16 protein-coding genes are annotated in these 16,913 nt (G+C 63.9%); 12 read left to right on the plus strand and 4 right to left on the minus strand.

Features of this window, described 5'->3' with window-relative positions; translation table 11 throughout:
* Positions 1–4: 4 nt before the first annotated feature.
* Together EP867_RS02400 and EP867_RS02405 are read right to left on the minus strand one after the other, a co-directional pair.
* Entirely contained in the window at positions 5–226 is a 222-nt protein-coding gene (locus EP867_RS02400; protein WP_128486614.1) for a DUF2842 domain-containing protein, read from the minus strand.
* Positions 226–1,518, minus strand: coding sequence for an adenylosuccinate synthase (locus tag EP867_RS02405; protein WP_128486615.1), 1,293 nt, complete (start codon positions 1,516–1,518; stop codon positions 226–228). The genes EP867_RS02400 and EP867_RS02405 overlap by 1 nt, the downstream gene beginning before the upstream one ends.
* A gap of 544 nt (positions 1,519–2,062) precedes the next feature.
* Here EP867_RS02405 and secG point away from each other — a divergent pair.
* From secG to EP867_RS02460, 11 genes are all read left to right on the plus strand, one after another.
* Positions 2,063–2,416 carry a preprotein translocase subunit SecG gene (gene secG / locus EP867_RS02410; RefSeq protein ID WP_128486616.1) on the plus strand — a complete coding sequence of 118 codons (354 nt, stop codon included), beginning with the start codon at positions 2,063–2,065 and terminating at the stop codon, positions 2,414–2,416.
* 136 nt (positions 2,417–2,552) lie between these two features.
* Entirely contained in the window at positions 2,553–4,196 is a 1,644-nt protein-coding gene (locus tag EP867_RS02415; RefSeq protein ID WP_128486617.1) for a CTP synthase, read from the plus strand.
* A 323-nt stretch (positions 4,197–4,519) separates the two neighbouring features.
* Positions 4,520–5,353 carry a VOC family protein gene (locus EP867_RS02420; protein WP_128486618.1) on the plus strand — a complete coding sequence of 278 codons (834 nt, stop codon included), beginning with the start codon at positions 4,520–4,522 and terminating at the stop codon, positions 5,351–5,353.
* Between the two features lie 17 nt (positions 5,354–5,370).
* Positions 5,371–6,339 (plus strand): glutathione S-transferase family protein, encoded by a 969-nt coding sequence (locus tag EP867_RS02425; RefSeq protein WP_128486619.1) that lies wholly within the window; start codon positions 5,371–5,373, stop codon positions 6,337–6,339.
* Between the two features lie 3 nt (positions 6,340–6,342).
* The gene (locus tag EP867_RS02430) at positions 6,343–7,242 is read left to right on the plus strand and encodes a LysR family transcriptional regulator (protein ID WP_128486620.1); all 900 of its coding nucleotides are present in this window, start codon (positions 6,343–6,345) and stop codon (positions 7,240–7,242) included.
* 60 nt (positions 7,243–7,302) lie between these two features.
* A complete protein-coding gene (locus tag EP867_RS02435; RefSeq protein WP_128486621.1) occupies positions 7,303–8,280 on the plus strand; it encodes a 3-oxoacyl-ACP synthase III family protein in 978 nt (325 codons plus the stop codon).
* A gap of 1 nt (position 8,281) precedes the next feature.
* Entirely contained in the window at positions 8,282–9,253 is a 972-nt protein-coding gene (locus tag EP867_RS02440) for an NAD-dependent epimerase/dehydratase family protein (RefSeq protein ID WP_128486622.1), read from the plus strand.
* Entirely contained in the window at positions 9,250–10,050 is an 801-nt protein-coding gene (locus EP867_RS02445; RefSeq protein WP_128486623.1) for an MBL fold metallo-hydrolase, read from the plus strand. The genes EP867_RS02440 and EP867_RS02445 overlap by 4 nt, the downstream gene beginning before the upstream one ends.
* A complete protein-coding gene (locus EP867_RS02450) occupies positions 10,047–11,294 on the plus strand; it encodes a CoF synthetase (protein ID WP_128486624.1) in 1,248 nt (415 codons plus the stop codon). Before EP867_RS02445 ends, EP867_RS02450 begins: the two co-directional genes overlap by 4 nt.
* Positions 11,291–12,388: a GNAT family N-acetyltransferase gene (locus tag EP867_RS02455; RefSeq protein WP_128486625.1), complete on the plus strand. Its 1,098-nt coding sequence runs from the start codon at positions 11,291–11,293 to the stop codon at positions 12,386–12,388. Before EP867_RS02450 ends, EP867_RS02455 begins: the two co-directional genes overlap by 4 nt.
* Positions 12,385–13,368 (plus strand): Rieske 2Fe-2S domain-containing protein, encoded by a 984-nt coding sequence (locus tag EP867_RS02460; protein ID WP_128486626.1) that lies wholly within the window; start codon positions 12,385–12,387, stop codon positions 13,366–13,368. Before EP867_RS02455 ends, EP867_RS02460 begins: the two co-directional genes overlap by 4 nt.
* 19 nt (positions 13,369–13,387) lie before the next feature.
* Here the strand turns inward: EP867_RS02460 and EP867_RS02465 are convergent, their stop codons facing one another.
* Together EP867_RS02465 and EP867_RS02470 are read right to left on the minus strand one after the other, a co-directional pair.
* Positions 13,388–14,536: an ATP-grasp domain-containing protein gene (locus EP867_RS02465; RefSeq protein ID WP_241656793.1), complete on the minus strand. Its 1,149-nt coding sequence runs from the start codon at positions 14,534–14,536 to the stop codon at positions 13,388–13,390.
* Positions 14,537–14,542: 6 nt separating this feature from the next.
* The gene (locus tag EP867_RS02470; protein ID WP_128486627.1) at positions 14,543–15,721 is read right to left on the minus strand and encodes a thiolase domain-containing protein; all 1,179 of its coding nucleotides are present in this window, start codon (positions 15,719–15,721) and stop codon (positions 14,543–14,545) included.
* A gap of 167 nt (positions 15,722–15,888) precedes the next feature.
* On the opposite strand from EP867_RS02470, the gene EP867_RS02475 reads away from it, so the two are divergent.
* A complete protein-coding gene (locus EP867_RS02475) occupies positions 15,889–16,569 on the plus strand; it encodes a nitroreductase (RefSeq protein WP_128486628.1) in 681 nt (226 codons plus the stop codon).
* Positions 16,570–16,913: the final 344 nt, after the last annotated feature.

Consider the following 16,913-nt stretch of genomic DNA (forward strand, 5'->3'; position numbering starts at 1 on the left):
AGGTTCAGTCGCCCTGGTCCGGATCAGCCTGTCCCACGCCAAGAAAAACTTTCTTCAGCGGGAAGATCCACAACAGCCCGAGCCCGATATAAATCGCCAGCTCAAGCCATAGGGAAGGGCGCTCGATCAGCCCGACAAGGGTCACGGCCAGCACAATATAAACCGGCAGGCCAATGACCAGAATGAAAAGCGCGAGGCGCTTTCTGGCGCGGTAGCTTAACGCCATCAGTCAGCGAAGGGATCGGTGACGAGGATGGTGTCATCGCGCTCGGGCGAGGTCGAGAGCATGGCGACCGGGCATTGGATCAGCTCTTCCACGCGGCGGACGTATTTGATCGCAGCCGCCGGCAGGTCTGCCCAGGAGCGGGCGCCCTCGGTCGATTCGCTCCAGCCTTCCATCTCTTCATAGATCGGCTTGCAGCGCGCCTGCTGATCGGCTGCGGTCGGCAGGAAGTCGATGCGCTTGCCATCGAGTTCATAAGCCACGCAGATTTTCAGCGTTTTGAAGCCGTCCAGAACGTCGAGCTTGGTCAGCGCGATGCCCGAGACGCCCGAGGTGGCGCAGGTCTGACGCACGAGAACCGCATCGAACCAGCCGCAGCGGCGCTTACGGCCGGTGACGGTGCCGAATTCATGGCCGCGCTCGCCCAGACGCTGACCGTCTTCGTCGTGGAGTTCTGCCGCGAAGGGACCTTCCCCCACGCGGGTGGTGTAGGCTTTCACGATACCCAGCACGAAGTCGATCGCGGTCGGCCCAAGGCCCACGCCGGTCGCGGCCTGGCCTGCGAGCGTGTTCGACGAGGTCACGAAGGGATAGGTGCCGAAGTCGACGTCCAGCAGCGCGCCCTGTGCGCCTTCAAAGAGGATGCGCTTGCCGGCGCGGCGCGCGTCGGTCAGCACTTTCCAGACCGGCTGTGCATAGGGCAGCACTTTCGGCGCGATTTCTTTCAGCAGCGCGATCAGGGCTGCACGGTCGATCGGCTCCAGGCCCAGACCACGGCGCAGCGCATCGTGATGTGCCAGCAGGCGGTCAACGCGCAGCTCAACAGTGGCCTCATCGGCAAGGTCAGCGACGCGGATTGCGCGACGGCCGACTTTGTCTTCATAGGCCGGGCCGATGCCGCGACCGGTGGTGCCGATCTTCGCCACGCCGACAGCGCCTTCACGGGCGCGGTCCAGCTCGCCGTGCAGCGGCAGGATCAGCGAGGTGTTTTCGGCGATCATCAGATTCTCGGGCGAGATATCGACGCCCTGACCGCGCAGCTTTTCGATCTCGGTCACGAGGTGCCAGGGATCGAGCACAACGCCGTTGCCGATGACCGACAGCTTGCCGCCGCGCACGATGCCCGAAGGCAGCAGCGAGAGCTTGTAGACATTGCCGTCGATGACCAGCGTGTGGCCTGCGTTATGACCGCCCTGGAAGCGGGCGATGACATCCGCGCGCTCCGACAGCCAGTCGACGATCTTGCCTTTGCCTTCGTCGCCCCACTGGGCGCCCACGACAACAACATTGGCCATGAGGAATATCCTTGCCTCGAGAGAAAACCCTGGCCCCTATATCGACAGAAGCGCGGGGTGCAAACCTGTAAATGCCAAAAAACGCAGGCCACGGCATGCGTCATCAGGCAGCGGGTGAAACCGGCTGCCCGGGAAGCCGGTCGCTTGACCCGGCACAGGTTTCACTCTCTTCTGCCCCATCCTCCTGTGAAGGGCAAGGGCGAAGGTGCCCGGCCCGTTCTGCCACAGATTTCCGGAGTATTTGGCGGGCGGGTTCGGATTTGTACCGATTCCCAAGGCCCCGCTGCCGGTTTGAACTGCGGGATGTCGTTGATTCTGACAAAGAGGTGACCATGAGCCCCTTAAGGCCGTTGCGCGGGATGTCCCGAGAGTGCCGCGACAGGGCCTGAACGGGCTTGAGATATGCGCAGATGGACTGCCCTCGCTCACCGCCCATAAGGCTGCGGCAAAATACTGTTCGGGTCGCTCTTCCCCGGAACAGGTGCTTGCACTGAACTTTTTCTGCGCCTAAGTAGTTGCGTCAGCCGATCATAAGGTTCTGAGCATGGAAAATATCGTCCTCACCGTTCATCTGATCCTCGCGCTTGCGCTGGTGGGGGTTGTCCTGCTGCAGCGCTCTGAGGGCGGTGGCCTTGGAATCGGCGGGGGCGGCGGTGGCGTCGTCTCGGGCCGCGCGGCCGCGACCGCAATGAGCAAGGTCACCTGGGGCCTCGCAATCGCCTTTATCTGCACCTCGCTCGCGCTGACCGTTCTGGCGCGTCAGGATGCTGCTAGCTCTTCGGTCGTTGATACCGTTCCGGGTGCCGATGGTCAGATGACCGCTCCGGCTGCTCCGGGCTCGGATCTGCTGCCGCCTGGCATCGGCAATCAGCCGCTGACGCCGCCGCGCGTCGACTGATCCCTACCTGCTGCATTCGCTGCCTGCGCGCCCGGGTCACATGGGCGCGCATTGCATTTGGGGGATCGGATCCTTATGATCTGACTCCCGTGATCCTGCGATTCTGCTATTCGCTCGCCAACTCACGGAGGCCGCCTTGGCACGTTATATCTTCATTACCGGCGGCGTTGTTTCGTCCCTTGGTAAAGGGCTGGCTTCGGCCGCTCTTGGCGCTTTGCTTCAGGCCCGCGGCTATTCCGTGCGTCTGCGCAAGCTCGACCCCTATCTGAACGTCGATCCCGGCACGATGTCGCCTTTTGAACATGGCGAAGTCTTTGTGACCGATGACGGCGCGGAAACTGACCTCGACCTTGGCCACTATGAGCGCTTCACCGGTGTCTCGGCGCGCAAGACCGACTCGATCTCCTCGGGCCGGATCTATTCCAACGTGCTTGAGCGCGAGCGCCGTGGTGATTACCTCGGCAAGACCATTCAGGTCGTCCCCCATGTCACCAATGAAATCAAAGACTACCTTCGCATCGGCGAAGATGAGGTCGATTTCATGCTGTGTGAAATCGGCGGCACTGTGGGCGACATTGAGGGTCTGCCCTTCTTTGAAGCCATCCGTCAGTTCATCCATGAGCGTCCGCGCGGTGAATGCATCCTGATGCACCTGACGCTGCTGCCCTATCTGGCCGCTTCGGGTGAGCTGAAGACCAAACCGACTCAGCATTCCGTGAAAGAGCTGCAGTCGATCGGTCTGGCACCTGACGTCCTCGTCTGCCGCTCGGAGCACCCGATTCCTGAGCGTGAGCGCGAGAAGATAGCTCTCTTTTGCAACGTGCGCAAAGAGCATGTGATCCCGGCCTATGACCTGAAGACCATCTATCAGGCACCGCTGGCCTATCACGCCGAAGGTCTCGATACGGCCGTGCTGAATGCCTTTGGCATTGAGCCTGCGCCGAAGCCGAATCTGGCCCGCTGGGAAGACGTCATGGACCGCATGACCAACCCGGAAGGCGAGGTGCGTGTCGCCATCGTCGGCAAATACACCCAGCTCGAAGACGCCTATAAGTCGATCGCCGAAGCGCTGACCCATGGTGGCATGGCCAACCGTGTGAAAGTGCGCGCGGAATGGATTGATGCAGAGATCTTTGACAAAGAAGATCCGGCCCCCTTCCTCGAAGGCTTCCATGCGATCCTCGTTCCGGGTGGCTTTGGTGAGCGCGGGACCGAAGGCAAGATCAAAGCGGCCCGCTTTGCGCGTGAAAAGAAGGTGCCTTACATGGGCATCTGTCTGGGCATGCAGATGGCCGTCATTGAAGCCGCGCGGAACCTTGCCGGTATCAAAGACGCAGGCTCGGAAGAGTTCGACCATGAAGCCGGTGAAAAGCGTTTCACCCCGGTGGTTTACCATCTGAAAGAATGGGTGCAGGGCAACCATAAGGTTGAGCGTAAGGCGACGGATGACAAGGGCGGCACCATGCGCCTTGGCGCCTATTCGGCGAAGCTGGTCCCCGGCAGCCGCGTGGCCGAAGTCTATGGCACCACCGAGATCGAAGAGCGTCACCGCCACCGTTATGAGGTCGATGCCCGCTATATGGAGCAGCTGGAAGGCTGCGGCCTGAAGTTCTCGGGCCTTTCGCCCGACGGCAAGCTGCCTGAGATCGTCGAGGTGGAAGATCACCCGTGGTATATCGGCGTGCAGTTCCACCCGGAGCTGAAGTCGAAACCCTTTGAGCCCCATCCGCTCTTTGCCGATTTCATCCGTGCGGCGACGGAAAATTCGCGCCTGGTCTGAGGTCTTCAGAGCAGCGCAGACAAACCCCGGCCCTTCCGGCCGGGGTTTTCTTTTGCCCGATGCCAGATGCAGGGTTGAGGGCTGTAACCTTCACCTGAGGCGCTACCCGGGCGCTTTGCGCCGTGGTTGCGGGACGTCAGGGGGCGGGTCGCGCCCGGGGCAGGGGGGGGCGCTCTCCCCGCGCGGTGAAGGGCTTTAATTCCTTCCATATTGGAAGGAGTTTATCGCAATCACACTCACTTTTGCAGCAATCAACGGAAGTGCATATTCAGGGCAACGCATATTCAGGCCCGGGCGTTGGTCCCAGGGCATGGGAGACCGAAATGAGCAATCCGACCGGAAGCAGCCTTCACATGGGGCGCGTCGCCCTGACCGTCCGCGATCTGGACAAAGTGGGACGTTACTACGAAGAGGTGATCGGCCTTCACCCGATGGGCCGGGATGGCGAGACGGCTCGGTATGGTGCGGGATCCGAGGTTCTGCTCGAATTGCGCCAGGATCGAGCAGAAAGGCAGCGCAGCGCAAGAGAGGCCGGGCTTTTCCACACGGCCTTCCTGCTGCCCTCGCGTGCGGATCTCGGGGCCTGGGTGAAACAGGCGATTGCGCAGCAGGCTCCGGTCAGCGGCGTTGCCGATCACCTCGTCTCGGAAGCCATCTATCTCAATGATCCCGAAGGCAACGGCATTGAGATTTACATCGACCGGCCCCGGGATCAATGGTCCTGGAAAGACGGTCTGGTCGAAATGTCGAGCGATCCGCTCGATATCGAGGGCATCGTGAAATCGGCAGGCTCTGTAAAATGGCAGGGTGTCCCTGAAGGGTCGGTGGTGGGCCATGTGCATCTTCAGGTGGGCTCTGTGGCAGAGGCGCAGAAGTTCTACACCGGCGATCTGGGGCTTGATGTGACCTGCCATTACCCGGGCGCGGTCTTTATGGCGGCCGATGGCTATCACCACCATATCGCGGCCAATGTGTGGAACAGCCGCAATGCGGGGCCGCGCGACATGCCCTCAACGGGGCTTTCCGATATGGAAATCCGTGTCGATGCCGCCCGCGCGGTGGAACTGCGGCGCGCCGCCGGACTTAACGCTGAGAGCCCGCTTGGGTTTGAGCTGCGCGATCCCTGGAACACCCCCATCACCATCCGCGCGGTCTGAGACAGAGGAAGAGTGACATGCTGGTAAATGGCAAATGGACCGAAGACTGGCAGCCGGTTCAGGCGAAAGACGAGAAGGGGGGCTTTGTCCGTCAGGTCTCGGGCTTTCGCAACTGGGTCACGCCGGACGGGGCCGCAGGCCCCACCGGTGAGGGCGGCTTTGAAGCCGAGGCCGGACGCTATCACCTTTATGTGGCACTCATCTGTCCTTGGGCTTCGCGCACGCTGATCGCACGGCGCATGAAAGGCCTGACCGGGGTGGTGTCGGTCTCGGTGGTGGAGCCGGAACTCAGCCCCCAGGGCTGGCGCTTCGGGGAGGTGGAGGGGCCGCAGTTCACCGGGCCGGATCAGGTGAATGGTGCCACCTATATGCATGAGATCTACACCAAAGCCGATCCGGTCTTTTCCGGCCGTGCCACGGTCCCGGTGCTTTGGGATAAAAAGCGCGGCACCATCGTGAACAATGAATCCGCCGATATCCTGCGGATGTTCAACTCGGGTTTCGGTGATCTTGCCTCCGGACCGGACCTCTTCCCTGAGGATCTGCGCGAGGGGATTGAGGCGATCAATGCCGAGATCTACCCCGCGCTCAACAATGGTGTCTATCGCGCGGGCTTCGCCACCACTCAACTGGCTTATGAGGAGGCCTATGAAGGCGTTTTCGCCTGCCTCGATAAGCTGGAGGAGCGTCTGCACCGCACCGGCCCCTGGCTGATGGGCACGCGCTTCACGGAGGCCGATGTGCGGCTCTTCGTGACCCTCGTGCGCTTTGATGCGGCCTATCACGGGCTTTTCAAATGCAACCGCCGCCGCATCGCGGATTATCCGGCGCTGCAGAGCTACCTTGAGCGCGCGATGAATATTCCCGGTGTGCGCGAGACGGTGAATATCGATCACGTCAAACGCGGATATTACTCGATCAAAACGCTGAACCCGAACGGGATCGTGCCAAAAGGTCCCGATCTGCCCTGGCTGCGCCGGGAGTAAGCCGTGGACCGCCTTGCCTGCGACCGCATGTTTGTCTCGGTGCTCGATACGGGCAGTTTTGCAGCGGCCGCACGGCGGCTGCAGACCTCAACGGGGCAGGCCTCGCGCCTGGTGGCGCGGCTGGAGGCGGATCTGGGGGTGCAGCTTCTCAACCGCACTACGCGGGCGCTGGCCCCCACAGAGGCGGGGCAGGTCTATTATGAGCGCATGAAGGATCTTCTCGCCGAGATGGAAGCGCTTGAGACCTCGGTGCGCAGCCAGTCGGGGCTGGCGGCCGGGCGGCTCAGGGTCTCGGCACCGGTGACCTTTGGCACGAGGCGGCTGGTGCCTTTGATGATGCGCTTTGCCGCGGACTACCCGGCGATCCGGCTGGACGTGCAGTTCTCGGACCGGGTGGTGAACCTCCTGGAAGAGGGCTTTGATCTGGCGGTTCGGGTCGGAATGGCCCCCGACAGCAGCCTGATTGCCCGCCGGCTTGGCGAGACGCGGCTGATCACTCTGGCCGCACCGGCCTATCTTGAGGCCCGGGGTCTGCCCGAGAGGCCCGAGGATCTGGCCGGGCATGATCTGATCCTCGACAGCAATATGCGCGACCCGACGCGCTGGAGCTTTCGCGGCGCAGAGCCTGTGGGGGTCACCGGACGGCTTCGCTTTTCCAATGCGGAGGCCTGCCTGACTGCGGCGCTTTCGGGCTTCGGCATCACACGCTTGCCGGATTTCGTCGCCGGAGAGGCGCTGGCCTCAGGCGCGCTGCGGGAAGTTCTGTCCGAGTTTGAGCCCGCGGCCATCCCCATCCACGTGGTCTGGCCGCCCGGCCGCCATCTGGCAGGCAAAGTCCGCGCGCTGGTGGATGCACTGGCCCAGGACTTCGGGCGCAGGGAAAATCCGACCTCTTCCTTGTGAGCCGGGGATTGCGTTGCTACATCAGTGGGGTAACGCGTTCGCAGGAAATGAGGTCAGCCCATGCACATCACGCTTTGTGGCACGGGTTCGGCGCTGCCGCAGCGTCGCCTGACATCTTTCGAAATTGATGACCGCCTCGGCCGTCCTGCCGGATGGCTTGAGGGGGCCTGCGGGGTGCGCAGCCGCTATGAGGCGGGGCCGGGCGAAGATCAGATGACCCTCGCCGCCGGGGCGGCACGTCAGGCGCTCTCTGCGGCCGGCATCTCTGCAGCCGATCTCTCGCTGGTGATCGGTGCCTCGGCAGTGCCCTATCAGCCGCTGCCTGCCACGGCACCGCTGCTCGCCGGGCAGCTTGGCGTGGCAGAGGGGCAGGTCGCGGCCTTTGATGTGAACAGTTCCTGCCTGAGCTTTGTGACCGGTTTTGAGGTGGCCGCCCGGATGCTGGGGGCCGGGCAATACGGGCTCGTTTTCTCCTCTGAGCTGGCCTCACGTGCGCTTCCCTGGGCAGAAGCGCCTGAGGTGGCAGGGCTTTTCGGTGACGGCGCGGGGGCGGCCGTGCTGCGCGGCGGCGGATCGGGGCGGCTGGCGGCTGCGCTTTTGCGCAGCTACCCCTCGGGCTGGGAGGGCTGTTCGATCGGCTCAGGCGGCACGCGCTATGACTATCATCATGAAGGCGAAGATTTTGCCCGCAACGCGGTCTTCCGCATGGACGGGCGCGAGTTGTTCCGCCTGACCGTGCGGCATTTCGCAAGCTTCGTGAAGGATCTTCTGGACCTTGCGGGCTGGCGCGGGGGGCCCGATCTGGTGATCCCCCATCAGGCCAGTCCCGGCGGGCTGGCGCATATGATCCGTCTGACCGGTTTTGCGCCGGAGCGGGTGGTCGATGTGGCGGCGGATTACGGCAATCAGATCGCGGCCTCTATCCCGTTGGTGCTTGATCTTGCGCGGCGTGAGGGGCGGGTCAGCCCCGGCACGAAGGTGCTGATCCTCGGCACTTCGGCGGGGGTTTCTTTCGGCGGTCTGGCACTGGAGATTTAAGATGCGCATCCTTGTCACCGGAGCGACCGGATTTTTAGGCGGCGCGCTGATCCGCAACCTCGCACGAGAGGGGCGCGGGGTGGTGGGAACCGGGCGCAGCGGCGCGGCTTTGGCGGCGCTGCAGGCAGAGGGCATTCCTGCTCTCGCGGCAGATCTCTCACATCCCTCCTGCGTGGCGGCGTTGACGCTGGCAGGGCCTTTTGATGCAGTTGTGCATACGGCGGCGCTCTCCTCTCCCTTCGGGCCTCTGGAGGCGTTTCGCGCGGCCAATGTGACCGGCACCGTAAATGCGCTGGCGGTGGCGCGGGCCTGTGCGGTGCGCCGCTTTGTGCAGATCTCAAGCCCTGCGGTCGGTTTTGCGCCGCGCGATCAGATCAACCTCTCAGAGACCGCGCCGCTCCCCAAACCCATCAACCATTATGCCCGCACCAAGCGCGAGGCCGAAGACCTGGTCCTCGCCACCCCTGAGGTCGGTCCGGTCATTCTGCGCCCGCGCGGGATCTATGGCGCCGGGGATACCGCGCTTCTGCCCCGCCTTCTGAAGGTTGCGAAGAGCCGTCCGCTGCCGATGCTGCGGGGCGGAAATGCCGCCATCGATCTGACGCATGTGGATGACGTCATCTCTGCGATCCGCGCAGCCCTCGACGCGCCCGAGGCTGCAGAGGGCGCGGTTTATAACATCTCGGGCGGTGAGATGCTTTCGGTGGTTGATATCGTCGAGGCGGCCTGCGCGCGTTCCGGCTTTACGCCGCAGTGGCGGCCGCTGCCCTGGCGCGGGGCCATGGCTGTGGCCCGGATCGTTGAGTTCATAGCGCGCTTTCGCGGGTATGAGCCGATGATCACGCCCTATTCGCTGGCGCTTTTTGCTTTTCGGCAAAGTCTCGATCTCAGCCGCGCGCGCGAGGCGCTGGGCTGGCAGCCGCAGATCTCTTTCGAGGAAGGACTGCGGCGCACCTTCGGACATGCGCCATGATCCCGGTTTTTGCCAACAGCGCCTTTGTGCCGGTGCGCCGCTTCCTCGTGCAGCGCGGCGGGGGCTTTTCCAGACTGCGGCTTAAGGTGCGCTACGGGCTTTTTCGTCACCCCGAAGCGGGGCCGGTGCTGATTGACACCGGTTACAGCTATGCGGTCACCGAAGGGGCCGGGCGCTCCCTGCCACTGAAGCTTTATGCCCGCGCTTTGCAGATTACTCCGGACGCGCAGCCGGTGGATTTTCTTGCCCGTCAGGGCCTGCGGCCTGCCGATATCAAAGTGGTGATCGTGACGCATTATCATGCCGATCACATCTCGGGGCTGGGGCTGTTTCCAAGGGCGCGGGTGATTGGCCATGGCGGTGCTCTGCGGGCGATCCGGGCGGCAGGCACCCTTGGAAATCTGCGCCACGGCGTCTTTCCGGAACTGCTGCCCGAAGATCTTGAAAGCCGCCTGACCGAGGTGGAGAGCCTGCCGCTGCGCGAAAGCCCGCCCTCGGGCCGCGATCTCTTTGGCGATGGTTCGGTGCTGGCCGTGGCACTGCCCGGACATGCTGAGGGACATTTCGGCCTCTGGTTTGCGCAGGCAAAGCTTCTTTACGCTGTCGATACCGAATGGGTGAAACAGGCCCTCTCACCGGGCGGCACCCCACCTGTGACATCCTCTCTGGTGGCAAGTGACACAACCTCTGCCGCCGACAGCCGCCGCTTTGTGCGCGAGGCGGAGGCGCGGGGGGCGAAAATCGTGCTCTGTCACGACCCTGCACCCACGCCCTTTGATGAGGGAGAGCCCGCATGAAGCTCACCGAGGCGCTGAGCAGTTTCGCCACGGCCCGCCTTGCGGCTTCGCCGAAGGTAAGCCGGGCGCGCTTTGAGGCCTGGCAGGCCCGGGCCCTCTCACGCTGGCTGGCCCGGGATGTGATCCAGGTGGCGGCTTACAGGGTTGGTGCGGCGCGGCTTCAGGATCTGCCGGTCATGGATAAGACGCGGCTGATGGCGGATTTCGCAGCTTTCAACCGCCCCGGCATCTCTGCGGAAGAGGTGGCGCAGGCGCTGCAGCAGGACTGCCGGATCGGAAGCCACACCGTCGGGGCCAGCACCGGGACCAGCGGAAATCGCGGATTTTTCGTGATCTCGGATGCCGAGCGTTATCGCTGGCTTGGGAGCCTCCTGGGCAAGGCGATCCCGGATCTTCTGCTCTCACGGGTGCGGGTGGCGGTGATTTTGCCGCAAAACACCCGCCTTTACGACGCCGCACGAAAGACCCGGCGCATTGAGTTGCGGTTTTTTGATATCACCGAGGGACCGGAGACCTTCGTTGACGCGCTCGAGGCTTTTGCCCCCGATGTGCTCGTGGCCCCGCCGCGCCTGCTCAGCTGGCTGGCAGCGCGGCAAAGCCCGCTCCGCCCGCGGCGGATCTTTTCGGCAGCAGAAACCCTTGATCTGCAGGAGCGCGCGGCGATTGAGGCCTGGTCAGGTCAGCCGCTGCGGCAGATCTATATGGCGACCGAGGGGCTTCTGGGCGTCTCCTGTGCGCATGGCGGGCTGCATCTGGCAGAAGATTCGGTGTTTTTCGAATTTGAGCCGGTGGGCGACGATCTGGTCAGCCCGCTGATCACCAGTTTCCGCCGTGAGACGCAGATCATGGCCCGCTACCGGATGAATGATCTGCTGCGCCTCTCGGACAGCCCCTGCGCCTGCGGCTCGCCGCTGCGGCTCGTCAGTGAAGTGGTGGGGCGGCGCGACGATTGCTTTGAGATTGAAGGCCGCCTGATCACGCCCGATGCGCTGCGCAATGCCGTGGTGAAAGCCGATCCGCGCATCACCGACTACCGGGTGATCCGCACAGGCGCGCAGGTGATCCGGCTGGTGCTTCCCCCCGATCTGCCCGATGAGGCTGCGGCGCGGGCGCTGGCGGCGCTGCGGGAGTATGTCTCGGGCCGGGGGCTGTCGGTCGGCGTGGTGCTGCTGCGCGAGCCGCTGGTCTTTGATCCCTCGCGCAAGCTGCGCCGGATTGAGAACCGCGTGAAGGCGCGCGGATGAGGGGTCTCGCGGCGGCTGATCCGGCACGGGCCGCTGCCTTTGTCGCGCTGATCAATGCCCATCCTATCGAGGATCTGATCGCGGGTCTGACCACACGGATGTCGCTTTTCGACCCGGACGGGGCCGCCTTTCCGCTGACGCTGAACGATCGGGGCGAGGCGGGCAACTGCTATATCTGCCGCCCCTCTGCGGCCTATATCGATTATGCGCTGGAGGAGATCCGCCACTTCGCCCGTCAGCCGCTGTTGCAGCGCAGTATGGCGGGGCTGATCCGCGCCTGCCGCCCGCTGTTGCGCGCCAGCGGTCTCGATCATCAGGTGCAGATCAACAACTGGCTCTTTTCGACCAATCCCGTCCCCGCGCTGGGGGGCGCGCAGGCGCGGCTGATCCGCGACAGGCTTTGCGCCGCTTATCCCGACAGGGCGCTGGTGATCCGCTCGCTCAATGAGGTGGCGGATGGGGAGAGCATGGCAGCACTTCGTGAGGCCGGGTTTCAAATGCTGCCGGCGCGGCGGATCTGGCTTTACGACGGGTGCAGCCCCGCGCGGTCCCGCGACATCCGGCGCGATGAGGCTTTGCTGCGCGATGGCGCATTTGAGACGGTCACAGAGTTCTCCGCGCAGGAGTATGACGCAGCAGCACAGCTTTACGGCCAGCTTTATCTGCACAAATACACCCCCCTCAATCCGCAGTACCAGGGGCTGTTCCTGAGCGAGATGCACCGCGCGGGGCTGCTGGATCTGATCGCCCTGCGTGGCCCGGAGGGGGATCTGGTCGCGGTGACGGGGCTCTTTGAGAGCGGCCTGACCCTGACGCAGCCCGTGGTCGGCTATGACACCACGCGTCCGGAGGCGGAGGGGCTTTATCGCCGGATGATGGCGCTCTCGCGGCAGCGCGCGGAAGATGCGGGGCGGTTTTTTAATATGAGCGCGGGGGCGGCCGGGTTTAAGAAAAACCGCCGCGCGCAGCCGGTCATCGAATATACCGCGGTCTATACCGGCCATCTGCCTGCGGTTCAGCGCCGCGCCACCTCCGTTATTGCCGGGGTTCTGACCCGGCTTGGGATACCGCTTTTGCAAAGGTTTGATTTATGACGACGGATCCGGGCCATTGGGTGGCTCTCGCGCGTTCAGCCGATCTGGGCGCAAAGCCGCTGCGGGTGATGTGGGAGGGGGAGCCCCTGGTTCTTTTTCGCAGTGCAAAGGGCGTGGCCGCGTTGACCGATCGCTGCCCGCACCGCTTTGTGGAACTCTCAAAGGGGAAGGTGGTCGAGGGTGAGATCGAATGCCCCTATCACGGCTGGCGCTTTGGCGGTGACGGGGCCTGCACCGCGATCCCCGGTCTTTGTGAGGCGCTGCCGCCGCTGCGGGTCCGTCGCTTTCGGGCGGTTGAACATGAGGGCGCGATCTTTGTGGCCTCCGGCACGCCTGAGGGGCAGCCCTACAGCCACTGCCTCGCGGGTCAGAAGATCGTCACCCGGGTGGTGCGCAGTTCCACCCGCTCGACGCTGATTGATGCGGCTGAAAATATTCTGGATGCGACCCATACCCATTTCACCCATAAAGGCGTGCTGCGCGGCCTTTCGGCAAAGCGCTACCGCGTGAAGGTTGAGGTGACCGGCGGTCCGGGCTGGGTCGAGGCCAGCTATGAGGGCGAGGAGGAGCAGCACGGGCTGATCTCCAAGCTGCTCGAAGGTGCGCGGATGAAAACCGTGGGGCGCTTTCTTGCGCCGGGGATTGCCGAGCTGGAATACTGGGGGCCGAAGGGCATGGTGCTGGCGACCTCGTTTCACCTGCGCCAGGCGGATGCCGATACCGTGGAAGGTGTGGGCTGGCTGGCCGGCCCGCATCAGGGCGGGCTTGGTCATCTGAAGGCTTTGTTCTTTAAACCGCTTTTCCGGGTCGCGCTGGAGCAGGACCGCCGTGTCCTCGCCTCTGCGCGGGCCAATGCCGTGCCGGGGCAAAAACCGGTGATCGGTCCGCTGGATTTCCTGCGCCGCGATATCGCAAAGATCCTCGACGGAGAGATGCCGACCGCCGCCGCCGCACCGAGGGTGCATTACATCGAACTGTAAGCCGGGACCGGCGGGGCCCTTAATCCTCGCCGTTCCATTCGATGTCGCGGGTGGAGGCCTCCTGCAGCGACAGGCGGTGCCGCAGCGCGGTCAGCGTGAATTCCGCCATGGCCGCGATCTGCCCGCCCGGGCCGGGCGGATCCCCGGGCCAGGCGGTCATCTCGCCCGTGGCAGACCAGTCGCGCAGAAACTGTCGCGGATGACGCAAAAGCGGCCTTACCCCCCAGGCCAGCATTGCGGCTTTCACGCCCTGCGGCCCCGTCACATCGGGGTGAACCTCGCGGCCCTCTGCACCGAAGGCTGCGGCGAAGGCTTTGGGATCGCGAAAGAAATGCAGCCCCGAGGTGGCGCGGGGGTTGCATTCGATCGGAAGAAGACGTCCCTCTGCGTCCCGGCGCAGATCAAAGGAGATCTGGCCATGCCAGCCGGTGCCTTCAATGAAGCGGCGGGCGAAGTCGGTGATATCAGCGCTCTCTGCCGGTTCGCAGGCGATGGCGGCGCCCTGACCGGCCCGTGCCCGCGCCCGATAGGCCGCAAGCCCGCGCAGCCTGCCGTGACGCGCCATGGCCCAGAGGCTGATTTCCTCGCCGGGCAGATAGGCCTGGGCCAGCCAGGGGGCCTGCGGCGTGGGCCGGATAGGATCAAGCGCCTGCGGCGAAGGGCGCAGCAGCACCTTTGCGGCAAAGCGTGACCAGACGGGTTTAAAGACCAGATCCCCCGCCTCAGGGCGCAGCTGCTCCAGTTCCGCGCGGGAGGTCAGCACAAGGCTGCGCGGCACCGCCAGCCCCAGCGCCGCGCAGCGCCGGATGAAGGCGCCTTTGTCATGGGCCTCTCGCAGCAGCGCGAAGGGCGGCGCGAACAAAGGAGAGGGCAGGGTCCCCTGCTGCGCCAGACGTGCGAGATGAAAGATCTCTTCGCAGGTTGGCAGGATCAGCCCCACCCCCTCCCGCGTGATCAGATCACTCAGGGCTCCGGCGGCGGCTTCGGGCTGAAACCGCAGGGGCGGAATGCGCAGATAACCCGCTTTCATCCGCGAAAACCGCGCCAGCGGCAGATGCAGGCTGTCGGCAAGCAAGACGCGGTGTCCTGCCGCCGACAAAAGCCGCGTCAGATGCAAAGCAACCGGCGCCCGCGCGCCGGTCACCAGAAGGGTCTCAGGCAGGCTCACCGCAGATCAGTCGCGTCGGCTGAGGATGGTTGCGTAATTGGCCACGGCAGCGCCGCCCATGTTGAAGATCAGCGCGTTTCGCGGATCAGCCAGTTGCATCTCTCCGGCCTGGCCGGTGAGCTGACGATAAGACAGCGCATGCATGGAGACGCCGGTTGCGCCCACCGGATGCCCCTTCGCCTTCAGCCCGCCCGAAAGGTTCACCGGCAGGCTGCCTTCAGCCAGCACCCGGCCGCTGTCAATCGCCTCTGCGCCTTTGCCCTTTTCAGCCAGACCCATGGCTTCATAGATCAGCAGTTCTGCAATGGTGAAACAGTCATGCACTTCCGCGAAGCTCAGATCGCCGACGGTAACCCCCGCCTGCTCATAGGCTTTGCCGATGGCGCGGGCGGGGCCCTCGAAGCTGATGACATCGCGGCCCGTCATCGGCAGGCTGTCGCTGACATGAACGGCCGCTTTGAACTGCACCGCACGGGGGAAATCCTTTGCCCGCTCCGTGGTGGTCAGAACAATCGCCGCCGCCCCGTCTGAGATCAGCGAGCAGTCTGACAGGCGCAGCGGCGCCGAGATCACCGGGTTCTTCTCGGTCACGGTATTGGCCTGCTCGGGCGTCATCGGACGATGCATCTGCGCGAGCGGGTTTTTCATCGCATTCATGTGGTTTTTCGAGGCGATCTTCGCCATGGCCGGCAGCGGATCGCCATAACGCTCGGCGTAAGTCCGGGCTGCAAGGGCAAAGACATCCGGGAAGCTCAGCGAGGCTTCAAATTCGTCGTTCTGATAGCCCGCACCGGCCAGAGCCGTTGTCACCTCTGCGGTCGAGCGGGAGGTCATCTTTTCGACGCCCACCACCAGCACCGTCTCTGCCTGACCCGAAAGAATGGCGTTCAGTCCCGCAAAAATCGCTGCCGAGCCTGAGGCGCAGGCGTTTTCCATCCGCGCCGCCGGGGTGAAGCGAAAGCCCGGATCAGCCTGATGCACCAGCGATGAGGGGAAGCCATCGGAGACGAGGCCCGAGTTGAAATGACCCACGAAGATCGCATCAACATCTGCGGCCGCCACTCCGGCATCCGCCAGGGCTTCCTGCGTGGCTTCGGTAATCAGTTCTTCAAGGTTTTGCGACAGCCGTCCGAAGCGGGTGTGACCCGCGCCGATGATGCTGACTTTCGAGACGTTCGGGATCATGCTGGCTCCTCCTGGGGCTCGCCGATGTTACTCATCGGTATAGAGCTTACTCATGCTTAATGCGGTTGTTGCTGCCGATCAAGCCGCAGCCGCCTCTCCGGCGATCACAGCCTTGCGCAGCGCCTGCCACCACCGCAGATTACCTTCCAGAGGTGGGGAGGAAATCCATGACGTCAACAGAGAACCCGGTCCTTGAGGCCATCCGCTCACGCCGCTCGGTGCGGGCCTATCTGCCGCGTGAGGTGCCGGGTGAGATGATCCGCGAGATCCTCGCTGCCGCCACGCGCACGCCTTCGGGGTCAAACATCCAGCCCTGGAAAGTGGCTGTGGTGACCGGAGCCCCCCTGAAAGCGCTGGGCGACGAGTTGAGCGCGAAATATCTCGCCGGAGAGGTTGAGGGGCGGGAATATGACTACTACCCGCGCAGCTGGCGTGAGCCCTATCTCGCCCGCCGCCGTGCCACGGGCTGGGGGCTTTACTCCGCACTCGGAATTGAAAAGGGCCAGACAGATCGCATGGCCGCGCAGCATGCCCGCAACTATCGCTTCTTCGATGCCCCGGTCGGGATTTTCTTTCTTTTTGACAGGGATATGGAGATCGGCAGCTGGCTTGATCTGGGCATGTTCATTCAGAACATCATGATCGCCGCACGGGGCCTTGGGCTGCACAGCTGCCCGCAGGCAGCCTTTGCCGATTTCCCCCGCCTGATCCCCCGCTTCCTCGGGCTGCCGGAGGACCTGCAACTGGTCTGCGGCATGGCCCTTGGGTATGAAGATCCTGCAGCGCCGGAAAACGCCTTCACCCCTGCGCGCATCGCGCCGGAGGATTTCGTCACCTGGGTCGGCTGACGCGGATCTGCGTGCCGCGCCCGCGAAGGGCAGGGCGAAGCAGCTTCTGCGGGGCTGGTGCTTCAGTCGTCACGCTGAGCACCCTACTTATTAAAAATGCATCTTCATCAGCGGGCCCCGTCATCCAGGCATTGAGATACAGTCCGGGGTCCCGCAGACCCGGCCTGGGGCCGCCCTTGTTTCACGCTTCACTCGGGCCGGGTGGCTGACCCGCCAGCAGGACTGATCTCTCTCAGAAGTAATCTGGGCATCTTAACGATTTCTCCTTCAGGATGAGTTTAGATCGCGTGAGGCACCCCGTTGCACCGTTACGGCTGCGGGAAGCCTGAGCTGTGAAAACTTCT

The sequence above is a fragment of the Falsigemmobacter intermedius genome (assembly GCF_004054105.1).
GTDB lineage: Bacteria > Pseudomonadota > Alphaproteobacteria > Rhodobacterales > Rhodobacteraceae > Wagnerdoeblera > Wagnerdoeblera intermedia.